The organism is Mycoplasma sp. 394 (assembly GCF_054353895.1).
Genome location: NZ_JBTHHL010000001.1, coordinates 23447 through 35578 on the forward strand (window position 1 = coordinate 23447; position 12132 = coordinate 35578).

The window sequence follows — 12132 nt, forward strand, 5'->3', positions numbered from 1 at the left end:
AAAAAGTAAAATAAATTATACCATAAAATAAAGTAAAGAGTATGCAAATATTTTAGAAAAAAATCTCCAAAAAGTCTTAAAATAGTTGGACTTTTTAGAGAAAAAGTTGTTGATTTTTATTTTTTAGATGCTTTGTAATTATCTTAAAGTAGTTAATTTTTTATTTATTTTAAAAGTAAAATCTTAATTTTAAAATAAATTGTCTTTTGATTTAGTTTATTAATAAGTTTGAACTTGCTTTTTAAATCTTTTACACAACTTTTTATAGATGTTTATAACAAGTTCGCATAATCATTTTCATAATTTGTGCAGTAAAAATGTTTTATAAAGTAAAAATAATAATTCAAGTAGTACATAAATAAAGAAAGCCGGTAAAAAAGCAGGGATAATTTTTCCAAATTCTTGTTTTTCTTCATAACGACTTATATATGTGTAAATTATAATGTTAGAAAACACCCCATATGTTATGAAATTTCGATAAGTTCCTTCGCTCTCAAAGAGCAGTAAGGAAATAATAGCCTTTTTATACATAGGAAGCAAGATGTTTTTATAAATAAATCATCTGCTATAACCTAGTTTTCTTCAATGTTTAACTTTACTTTCATCGATTCGATTAATAACTTCTGAAAACTGCTTGCTCATAGCTCTAAATGCGATGATGATAACGGCTAAAATAATTGCAGTTTCAAAGTAAAAGATTGAATTAAATAATATAAAAAAGATTAAAACAGAGATTGATTTTAATAGCACTATAAATAATTTAAAAAAGTATGTTTGAATCGGTTTAAATAATTTTTCACTCATCAAGATTGCATATAAAATAGCTAGCAAGAATGCTAAATAAATCGCTATATAGGTCTGTTTGAAGATACTTCAGTAAGAATTATATATATTTGGATCTATAGCAACTTCTGAAAAATCAAAAATAAATAAGTTGTTAAATCATAATTTTAAAAACTCTATATTAACTTTTGTTTGTGATAAATCTACAAAACTTGTTATTATAATAGCGAAAAAAACAGCAAAAATAAGATATTTAAGGATTTTTTTATAATTATATGCTAATGAATATGGGGTTTTTTTTGATGGATTTTTAATTTTAGGTGACACAAATAAAAATTTATTAAATAAAATTAAAATCCCCTCAAAAAAACCAACTAAAATAACAACAAAAAGGATACTTATTCCTAAATATTCAATTTTTTCCTTGAAAAAATTGAATACAAATCCGATTCCATAAATCCCTACTGAACCTAAAATAGAATTTCAACGGATATTAGATTCGATTGCTAATAAGGAGTTCATTATAAATTTGTTTTTGTTTGATAAAACAATATTGATATAAAAACTTTTATAACGTGGCATTCCTAAATTAATATCTTGTCAGAACTTTTTGGTATTACTTGATTCAAAGATATCACAAAAATATCGATGCAATCATAATCATGTTGTGTATCAAAAAATCATAAACGCAATCATATCTTTTTGATAAGATGATCCGAATATCATTATTGGCACCAAAATCGGCATTGAACGTAGTAAGATAATAGCAATTCGCACAATTCATGTTCATCAGTTTTTTCTTCATAAATTTAATGAACTAAAATAAGCAGTTATAAAAGCAAGAAAAAGTCCGACAAAGGTTCCACTAAAAACAGATTTAATGGTAATTCACATATATTTAATATTTAAAATTCATAAATTTTCATTAATAAAATCAGGTGAATTAGAACGGAATTCAAAGAGATTTTTTAAATTAACCCAAAAAAGCTTTAAACCAATTTTTGATGGTTTGATGTTAAGTTGATATATAAATATAAATAAAATAATTAAGGAGGTTATTAATAGGGTTCATTTAGTTAAAGTTTTTTGTCAAACTTTAACTAAAAATTTCTTTTTAGTCAAAATATTTCCTTAGCTCATCAGGATCATATTCACCTTTATAATATATTTTTTGAATTTCTTGATTTTTAATTGCAATGATTTTGTCAATATATTTAACTGCATCAGAAAGGTTATGCAGTGCAATAATAATATATTTATTTTTTTTAATACTTTGCAGGTAGTCAAAAACTAGTTTGGCATTAGTGATGTCTAAATTACTAGTTAACTCATCACATAGGAGGATTTTAGTGTCGTTAAGGAGATTTAAGATGATAGCAAAACGTTGTTTTTGCCCAGCAGAAAGCTGTTCTATTGGTTTAAAAATAAATTCTGACATTCCAAAATGATTGCAAAGTTGAAAAATTTCTTCTTTTTGCTGCTTGGTGAAAATTCTAAGTCATTTAAATAAAGGATTTTTGTATTTTTTGTAAAAATGTTGTAAATTTTTATAAAAATCTAAAGAAGTTATTAAATTATCATCAGGAGCAATATAGATTATGTCGTTTTTATACTTTTTTAACTTGTTTTTAGGTATTTTAGCGCCATTGTATAAATAATAACCTGAAGTAATTAATTCAAAATCAAAAAAGGATTTTAAAATTGTACTCTTACCAGTTCCGCTTTTTCCGATTAAACCAACAATGCAATTGGTCGTGATGTCTAAATTGACATTTTTTAAGATAATTTTATCGGTATATTTTAAATCAACATTTTTAAAACGAATCATTTTAACCTAAGATGTTATCAACAATTGGTCAAAACTCAACATCAGGATTATCAATTTTACGATATCCATTGAATCCAACGGTTGGGCCAAAAATATCTTTATCATTTTTGTATAAGTTTACAAATGCAGCTGTAACTTGATTAATTGCATCTGAACTTACATAAGGTCCAAAAACTCCTACATTATATGGTAAAACCTCTGTGACAATAAATTCTTCAAGTTTTTCATTCGGTCTAGTGCTTTGATTAATTTCATATGCATCATGTGGTTTATATTTGGTTCATGCTCACGATGTTTCATCATCAAAAAAGATGTGTTTTTTTGCTTCGTTAGGGTTGTTCATTTCTTTGATTTTACCCCCAATTAAGATGTTGTCTGGTGTTTCGGATGCAACTGTTGCTAGTGGTTTAAAACTTGCTCCAAAGTGTTTTTTAAGTAGTGCTTGTTGTAATAAGTATTTACCACCAGATGTGTTTTTACCGGTGACAATACCATATTTGATAAATTCATTTCAGTTTTTGCTATTTCAAGCTTGCTTGATTTTAGAACGAATATCATCAGTTCCTATCAATACTATTGAACCTCTTTGGTAAGGGACTAAATCTGTTTTAGCATTATATAATGATTGATAAATTTGTCCATCTCAATTGTAACCATTATTTTTGTCATCTCATTGAGATCTTGGTTTAGCATGAAAAAGTGTATCTTCATTTTTTGCAATTTTTCTTAAATCATCATCATCGAGTCCATCGGTATAATGTCCGTGTGCCTTGGTAGTGAAATCATATGTAATATCACCATTAAATTGACGAGTTAGTGTCTGGATGCCTAGTTTAAAACCAAGTTCTCCGACTTTTGCTTTATTCGATTGTAGATAACCAGCTGAAATAAAAGCAAAATCAGATGTACCTTTGGTTAAATCATCGAAAGTAGCTTTGTAATCTTCTTGTCCTCGGAAGATTACTTCAACTTTAACATTTGATTTTAAAGCTTTGAGTTCATCGTTTAATGAATTTTCTAATTTACTTTTGTATTGGTCAAGTGTTAAATTTCCAAGTGCATATTGTTCAGGGGTTCCTAAACTTAATTTTACACTTTGGTTTTCTTGTTTATCTGCTTTAGTAGAAGTTCCACAAGAAACTGCAACTGATATTGATGCAGTTGATGTAAGAATTCCTAAACTAAATAATTTTTTGAATTTCATTTTTCTCCTATCTTAATATAGGACAGAAAAATTTTTAAGAAAGACTCACCACGCTAGCATTACCTAGATCGGCTCTTAAGAGTGTTTCTCAACCTACAAAAACTTGCAAGTACCTCTGTCCTTGCAAATATTATACAAAATTTTAAAAATTATCTAAATCATTACTTGAAATAATATATATCTGATTATTTCATTCATCGTAATCTAAAAAAGCATTTTCTTTATCATTATTCTCGCTATTGCTTGATAAATCAAATTCTATTTCATTAAAAACAGAAGTTAAGGTATATTGCTCAGAATTTTGGGTTTTATCAATAATTATGGTATCAAAATTTTGATTTATCTCTTCTTTTCCATGTTGTTTGTATGTTTTTAAATTAGTATAGACTTGATGATTAATATTTGTATGTAAGTTTATTATATATTCATTGGTAAAAAATGCATCAGTAGGCCCCTCGTCCATTATTTTGTGTTCATTAATAAGTTCGTTAGCAAATTTTGTAAAGGGCTTTGAAATAACTTGATTAAAATCCCCTGATTCAACAAGTTTGCGATCATTGAAAAGAAAAATTTCATCAAATTCGTTTTTCAAGATATTAAAATCATCGGTTGTATAAATATATGGAATCTTATATTTTTGTGAAAAGACATTTAAAACACGAATGAACTCATTTTTATGATCATATGAAATATCATTTTTTAAATCTTTAATGATTAATAATTTACTGTCATCAACTCAATATTTGATAAGTTTAATTTTAATTTTATCAATGTTTTTTAAGTATTTAAAAGGGATTAAAAAGTTCTTTTGCGAAATTGATATATTTTCAAGTAATGAAACAAATTTTAACATCGCAATAATTTCGTTTAACAATGTTTTTGATAAAGGTTTTTTGTTACTGCAATACTCACTAATATGTTCTAAAAGATTAATCATCCATGGTTTTTTAATAAGTGAATTATAAAAGGAGCTAAGGTTTTCAAAAATATTAGTTGAATTTTCATCTTTATCTGTAATTGAATTAAATAAATAAGAAACCTTTTTAAATGATGTGTTAAATGACTTAATTACGTTTTTTAAATTTATTAAAAACTGATTAATTTTGTTATTTTTGTGAGTTAATAAGTTATCGAAAATCTTATTTTCAACATAATTACTTCAATCTAATTCAGCCGATGCTAACCGTAACTGTTGATTTAGGTTTTTCATTTCAACTAAAAATTTGTGATTGTGAATTTGTTTATAATTGGTATTATCAAATTTACGAATTTTTGACTTGACATCGTTGATTTTATTAATAATCTTTTGATAATGCTGTTTTGAAAGTAAAGTGTAATGATCAACATTGATTTCTAATTCATATTCAATATAATTTTTTAGTTGTTCTTTTATTAATGAATGATTTTTTTCTTTGGTTTTATATCTATTATGAATAAAAAAATCTATTTTATTTGTTACATCGTTATAAAGAAGTTTTAATTCTTCATTATTTAAATAATATAGATTTTTCTTATTTTTTTTTCAAATAAATAATGACTTTCTTTTTGCACAGTAATCTTTATATAATTCAACAAAATCTGAGTGTTGTATATTTGCATATTTAAATTTATATTTTAAAAGTGATATTTCCTTATTTAAATTATAAATTTGCTGATTGATAAACGTTTTAGAAGTGGTTTTTGTTGTTTTTAAAAACTTATAATAATAATTTATTTCAGTTTTTAAATCTCGTTTTTTAATTTCACCTGAAACTTTTGTAATTGATGTATTATTTATTTTTTGTAAATATTCGTATCTTTTTTTTAGTTCACTAATTTTTTCTTTTTGTAAGATAAAATTAGAATTTTCAAAGGTTGAAAAAACACTTTCGATATCGGATTTTAGTTCTTTCAAAAAGTCCACAAAGAATTTAAAAAGCATATTTTGATACTCATACAGGTTGTAGCGATATTTATAAATTATTTCTTCCAATTCTTTATTTAAAAGCAATTTACTACTTTGTAAAGCACTAATTTTTTTATCTAAAGTATCTTTCTCTCTCTTGTATTCTTGGTTAATGTTAATGATTAAAGGGATAAATTCTGTAATTCTTTTAAAGAAGAGATTTTTTAAAATAAAAGTATTTTGATTAGTGATGTTTGTGATTTTTTGTAAATATCAATCATATTTATATTCAGAATCTATGCAGACTTTTCAAATCTCGTTGAATGGGATGCTTAAGTCCTTGTTATTACTTATTTTTGATACATCAAAAAAAGATATTTTGTTTAATATTTTCTTTTTATTTGTGATTAAATTAAAATTTTGTTGATTTTGATCATGAAAACCTAAAACAACTGACTTGTTTGTTTTAATAACATCTCATAGGGTCTCAAATGTTAAATTAGTATTAACAGCAGGAATAAAAAAAAGAGATGTATAGGAGCTAATTAAAAGTTTTGGAATGCTGATACTGAGTTTGTTATTTTTTTTAGATGTAAAAAAACCTTTTTGAAAGTCTTCAAATAAATTTTTAAGCACGAACAAAAACTTTGCATCATTGCTCATATATTCTCCTAACGATATGATAAATTACTGTTTTTATTAATTAATTTTGAAATAATCCCATATGTATAATAAATAACTAAGGTATTAAATCATATTTTTACAGGCCCTGTAAGAATGTGTTGAGTGATTCAAAAGAAAATATCTTTTTGTTCCCCATTACCTAATGAAATCAAGTCTGCATACGCTAAAACAGGAACATTTACAAGCTCCAGAAATGCACAAAAAACTACAATAGGAACCAAAGATAAAAATGTTTCAGTTTTAAAGAAAAATCTTCCGAATAACACAAAGAAAATCATTAATGATGTTCCTGTACTCATTAATCCTAATAAAACTCAACGGTTTTTAATTATACCTTTTTCAATTGCCTCAGGTGAAGCGGCTGAAATAAACCAAGCAACCGAAGCGATTACTACTAAAAGCAGGACAATTGCAGTGATTAAATAGATATTTTTTAGATAATTATCTGAAGCAAGTTGATCAATATATTTCTTTTTATTGTTCAATTTTATCATTTTCATTGCTGATTTTTCGGCTTTTTTTATTTCACCATTTGCTTTAAATTGTAAATACTCCATCGCAAGAATACTTAATTTTTGTCCTATTCTTTGTAGTCTAAACTCCTTGCTAAATGCAGTTTTAAGAATTTGATTAAAATATATCCCAAGTAGTCCGGAAACAAAACCATTTAATGCAGTAGCAACTGTATACATTGGATTATAACCAGCAGGTGGAATAAATAATAAAGATAACAAATCGCTTATGATTCCAACAAAGACCCCTACAACTGGTCCAAAGATAAAACCTGCTATTTTTACAGGTAATCCGATAAATGAAAATTTATATGTAGGTAAATTGACAACGGGTAAAATTTGAGCCACAACGATGGTAAAACTAACAGAAATTGCAATTAAAATAGCAACCATCACCATATTTTTAATGGTTCATTTTTTAAACAAACTAATTTCTTTTCAATTTTTACCTTTGACTGTATTTTTCACCGTATCAAAAAAGCGTTTCATATATTTATTTTATATTATTTTTATTGATGTTAAAATTATAAAAGTTTTTTACATCATATTTTTAATCATTTGATAATAAAACTGGATAATTATTCAAAAAAGTTTATTATTAAAATCTCCATTTGAAAAAGGAGATTTTATAAAATTATTTATTATCACTAATTCTAAAGAAGTCTTCGATATCAAATCTATAACTTTGTGGTCCTCTGATTTTAAATAGGATGTTTGGATTAAAAACTGATCTACGAATTTCAAAACCTTGGATTGGATTTGACACTCATCTTAATAATTCGCTTGGAACAGTATCTTTTGTTGGTGTCCCTGTGATAGGATCAACTTTAAAAATTGGTTTTTTACCCGCTTCTATGTCAGTGTTTCTTGCAATATATATCCCATCAACACGAGCAGTAAATGGATTAACTTTAGGATCTTGTGGGTTATATTTTTCAACACGTTCACCATAAAGGTTTGCGGATGTTAATGCTTTTTGAAAGTCGTTGTCGTTTGTCAATAATGTATTATTTGCATAAGTAGTTACATGCACATGTGGCATTCAACCTCCGTTAGTTGCTGATGTTCCTAAATAAGCAAGTGTATCCCCTTTTTTAAAAGGTTGTGGGTGTGCCGGAGAAACATTATCTAAAATATCATATACACTAGTCGACTTGTCTTTTCCAATTGTGATTGTTTTAGGTGATCAATTAAAGGTTTTATTGTTCATTGTCAAGTTAGCATCTAAGTGTATAAATCCGATGTATACTCAACGATCATCGTTTGTATCATAAGTTCCGAAGTATTCTTGTAGAATTTTAGGTGAAAGGTTAAGTTTTGTTAATTTAACTCTTGTGAGCATTACAGTTCCTACACCTTGTCCTGTTTTGATTTGTGCATTTGAAAGGTGTGCATTATATACTGCGACAACTTCACCATCATAAGGAGCGATAACTGGGGTGTGTTCTTTGGCTAAATAGTCTTCACCAACATGGATAGCGATCGGGGTTTTAACATCATCTAAATAAAATGAACGAGTTGAATCATAACCTCCTGAAAATAAGTTGCTTCCATAATCGTTATAAATTGACTGATTAACTCTTGATAAATCAGAATATGTAAGATGTCCAGCATGGAAGTTATATGCATGTGGATTTGCTTGCATAAAGTTGCTATCAAAGATTTCAGCAAATTTACCTACTCCAATATGTTTTTGTAGTTTTACGATTTTACCATCATATATAGCAGTAAAAGTTAAATATCCATTGCGATAATCAGTTGATTTAAATGAGTCTTTAAGGTATTTAAAATCATAGTTTATTGGTAAAATGGTAATATCTGAAACATTGTCTTTGAATCCTTGTTCTTCAAAGTTTTGGTTATAAATATTTCAGTTTGCAGGTTTTGCTAATAAGTTTGCCCGAATTTTTTCATCACGTAATACTGTGTTGTCTTTATCAAATGTAAGGTTAACTATTTTGTTAAATCCTACATTTGCAAAAGGAAATTTTTCATATCCTTTTTGGGTATTATCATAACCATTTGCAATTCTGATTTTAACAGTTAACTGATCGATTTTTGGTGAGTGAGTAAAATTAACATCATCAATAAAAATTTTAATAATTTGTTTATTTTTATATGGACTAAGTAAATTAGAAAAATCTGGATATGTTAAATTAAACATCGATGCAAGTTGTTTACGATTTAAATCATCAAAACTATAAATAGCATTTGATTTATCATCGATTAATGCTTGAATTTTAGCAAAAGCAGGATCAGATTTATCTTTAATAGATATTTTAATTGCATCACCTTGTGTTAAATTTTGCAACTTTTTAGATAAATCATTTACATCTTTGTAATTTTTTTCATCACTTGTTGATAATTTTATTCCTTTAAGAACAAAATTAACTTTGGTTTCAGCCTTTAAATTTAAATTCTTTCCTGTTGCTTCAACAGGGATAAGAATTTTCATCGGAATTATGATGTCATTATTATTATTGATATCTTGGCGAATGTTGTGATAGTCATATTCATATGATAACTTAGCAGCTTGTTCATCAGTTACTAATTTTTTGTCTTTCAAGATTTGTGTAAATGCAGCATCGTTAAAATCAAGGTAATCAGTTATATAGTTGTTATTACTTAGGTTTTTAAAAGTTATATTTGATGCATTAGTATTAGCTTTAAATTGTAATACTTGTGAAGATACATCGTTATATTTAAAATAATCACTAATTCTTCTTAAAAATAATGTTTCATTAGTCAGTTTTGTTTTATTATCTGCATTCCCTTTGGCACGAAGTGCTTTAAGTTCAACTTGCTGTGGGTCTAGTGGTGTACCTGGTTTTGGTTCAGGATTGGTTTCTTGTTGTGTATTTGCTGCTTTTTGAATTGCTGTATTAATATCAGAAAAAATTGCACTAAGATCTTCAAGGGTGTTTGCTTGTCCGATTCTGTTTTGGAAATCCTGTTTTTGTTCAGGTGTAAGTTTATCAGAAGCAAGTGCTTTTGTAATTTCATCTCTTTTTTGTTGTTTTGGATCAACTTCCTTTTTAACGGTCGCTTGGTGTGAACAAGCGATTGCAACTGGAGCAATTACAATAGGGGATAAAGACAAAAATAATTTTTTAAATTTTTTAAACATAGAGCCTTTCTTATAGATTAGAAATTAAGTTTCATTGGAACACTTTTGCCTATTTCAACTGCAACAATTCCGTAAATGAGTGGGATAATAACAGTAAATAAAAGTGTTGTGGTGATTTTTATAGTCTCTAATAACATTAATTGTTTTATTTGTTTTGTTTTTTGATCATTTGATTTGATACTTTTTAGATGATATAAAATTTCAATAACTATTAATAAATAAGCAATCACATTAAAAACTATATCAAAGGCAAAGAAACCAAAAAAACTTGAAATAAATAAAAAGATTCAAACAACTATTAATGTTATAAAAAGTTTGAAGTAAGGGTTTGTTCCATAATTTGTGTCGTTGATATAACCTACCATTGGAACGATAATAACAAAAGTTGTAATAAAAATAAATTCTTTGATAATATATTTTCATCAACTTTCATTATATGGATGTCTTACTTTTAATAAATCTCAAATTTGTAAAGTTTGAAAAATTTCTTTATATTCCTTACTTTTAGATAATGAATTTTTTACTAAGAAAAATATTCCAGCAAAAATAATTAATCCACCAAAAGCACCTGAAAATTGCCCGCCTATTAAATAGTAAACACCTTTATCTAATGTCCCTGCCTCACCTGTAGAAATGCTAAATCCTTGCAATCTAGTTTGTAAAATCACACTTAATGGATTTAGCTGTGGAAATGCAGGAACATTTGCGGTGAAGTATGATAAAGCTCATGGTATGATAAATGCTAAAAAAGTAGCTAATGTGAATCCGATGGTATTAAAAAGCTTTTCGTTTTTGGGTTTATGCATATATTTTATTAAAAGTCATAACAAAATAAAAAATACAAGTGTAAAAGAAGCGAAAAACTCAAATAGAAAAGCACTTTTGTTTCAATAAGTTGATAATAACTGTTTTGCTGTCATAATTTCCTTAGTTATATGTTTTATTGGTAAAGCATATACTTTGTATAAAAAGTAAGTTATGAAAATAATAGCACAAAATTATACAAGTAAACTAAAAAGATTAAAAAAATAGCAATAATTAAGGTAAAAATTGCTATTTTTTTCATTTTTTAATTTTCACAAAAATAAATTTTATTAACATTATTTTGTGTAATATTTATAAAATATTTATAAATACGACTTTTTTATCTATATATAGTATTTAAACAAATTTAAATTATTTTTTAATTTTACTTTTTATGGTTAATGGTTTCATGATTCTTGATGAGAAAAAAATATTATCACCATCAGAAATTGATTCATCAGGTTTTTCCTCTATTTCATCTTTTGATCTCAAGGATTTCATAATTCAACTCATCTCAGAAGGCTCTAAATTAGGGTCTAAATATTCCTTTACATTTAATCCATCAGATAAGCCTTCATAAATAAGATGTAATTGATTAAGACTATATGCATAGGGTTCAAAGTTATTTTCTTCTACAAACTTCTTAAACCTTCTTGTTATTTCGTATGATAATTCTTTATGTTCTTCAATATCACTAATTTCTCATGAAATATCTTTATGGATTATATTAATCTTTCTATTGATTGCTTCTCATTCTTTTATTGCTGCATTATTGTTTGGATCATCAGATGATTTGGATATCTCTGCGATTTCATCATTATATTCTGATTCCATTTCAGTTATATTAGTTATGATGTAAAAGTAAAATTTTATTTCATTACCTAAATAAAGGATATTAAAGTTTGTTGAATTATTTTCTGATGTTATTTCAATTAAACCTCTATATTCGGTGTCATATTTTGTAAAATCTAATACCGAACTTAATAAATGTTCATGTGCAAAAACATCAATGGTGTTTTTATCTAAGATAATTTTTTTATTTTTAACAAACGATGTTTGAAAGAGTTTTTTATCAATTCTATATAATGTGGATACATTCATATAAACAGGAATAAAATCTAGTGAATTATTTAAGAAAATATCATATTCATTTTCAAAATCCCTAATACTTCTTCTAGTTTTATTACGTTCATAAGCTAGTAAAAAATATGTCATTCCTTTAAAATCAAATAATTTACAAAGAATTGCACCTTTTAATTTTGATAAAACAACTTTGTTTTCAAGTTCTTTTAGAGTTTTTTGCAT

At 26.1% G+C, this 12132-nt stretch carries 8 protein-coding genes; all 8 read right to left on the reverse strand.

The annotated features are described in order from the left end of the window. Positions 1 to 219: 219 nt before the first annotated feature. Positions 220 to 1905 carry an ABC transporter permease family protein gene (locus tag ACXYRQ_RS00070; protein ID WP_458614411.1) on the reverse strand — a complete coding sequence of 562 codons (1686 nt, stop codon included), beginning with the start codon at positions 1903 to 1905 and terminating at the stop codon, positions 220 to 222. Next, positions 1898 to 2611 (reverse strand): ATP-binding cassette domain-containing protein, encoded by a 714-nt coding sequence (locus tag ACXYRQ_RS00075; RefSeq protein WP_458597291.1) that lies wholly within the window; start codon positions 2609 to 2611, stop codon positions 1898 to 1900. The genes ACXYRQ_RS00070 and ACXYRQ_RS00075 overlap by 8 nt, the downstream gene beginning before the upstream one ends. A gap of 1 nt (position 2612) precedes the next feature. After that, positions 2613 to 3815 carry an ABC transporter thiamine pyrophosphate-binding lipoprotein p37/Cypl gene (gene cypl / locus ACXYRQ_RS00080; RefSeq protein WP_458614316.1) on the reverse strand — a complete coding sequence of 401 codons (1203 nt, stop codon included), beginning with the start codon at positions 3813 to 3815 and terminating at the stop codon, positions 2613 to 2615. Positions 3816 to 3957: 142 nt separating this feature from the next. Then, positions 3958 to 6363, reverse strand: coding sequence for an MAG1360 family OppF-related protein (locus ACXYRQ_RS00085; protein WP_458614412.1), 2406 nt, complete (start codon positions 6361 to 6363; stop codon positions 3958 to 3960). An 8-nt stretch (positions 6364 to 6371) separates the two neighbouring features. Next, on the reverse strand, positions 6372 to 7385 hold the full coding sequence (locus ACXYRQ_RS00090) for an ECF transporter S component (protein ID WP_458607290.1): 1014 nt from the start codon (positions 7383 to 7385) through the stop codon (positions 6372 to 6374). A 145-nt stretch (positions 7386 to 7530) separates the two neighbouring features. Further along, a complete protein-coding gene (locus tag ACXYRQ_RS00095) occupies positions 7531 to 10023 on the reverse strand; it encodes an MSC_0775 family lipoprotein (RefSeq protein ID WP_458614413.1) in 2493 nt (830 codons plus the stop codon). 17 nt (positions 10024 to 10040) lie between these two features. Next, positions 10041 to 10943 (reverse strand): MAG4940 family membrane protein, encoded by a 903-nt coding sequence (locus ACXYRQ_RS00100; RefSeq protein WP_458614414.1) that lies wholly within the window; start codon positions 10941 to 10943, stop codon positions 10041 to 10043. A gap of 256 nt (positions 10944 to 11199) precedes the next feature. Beyond that, entirely contained in the window at positions 11200 to 12132 is a 933-nt protein-coding gene (locus ACXYRQ_RS00105) for a hypothetical protein (RefSeq protein ID WP_458614415.1), read from the reverse strand.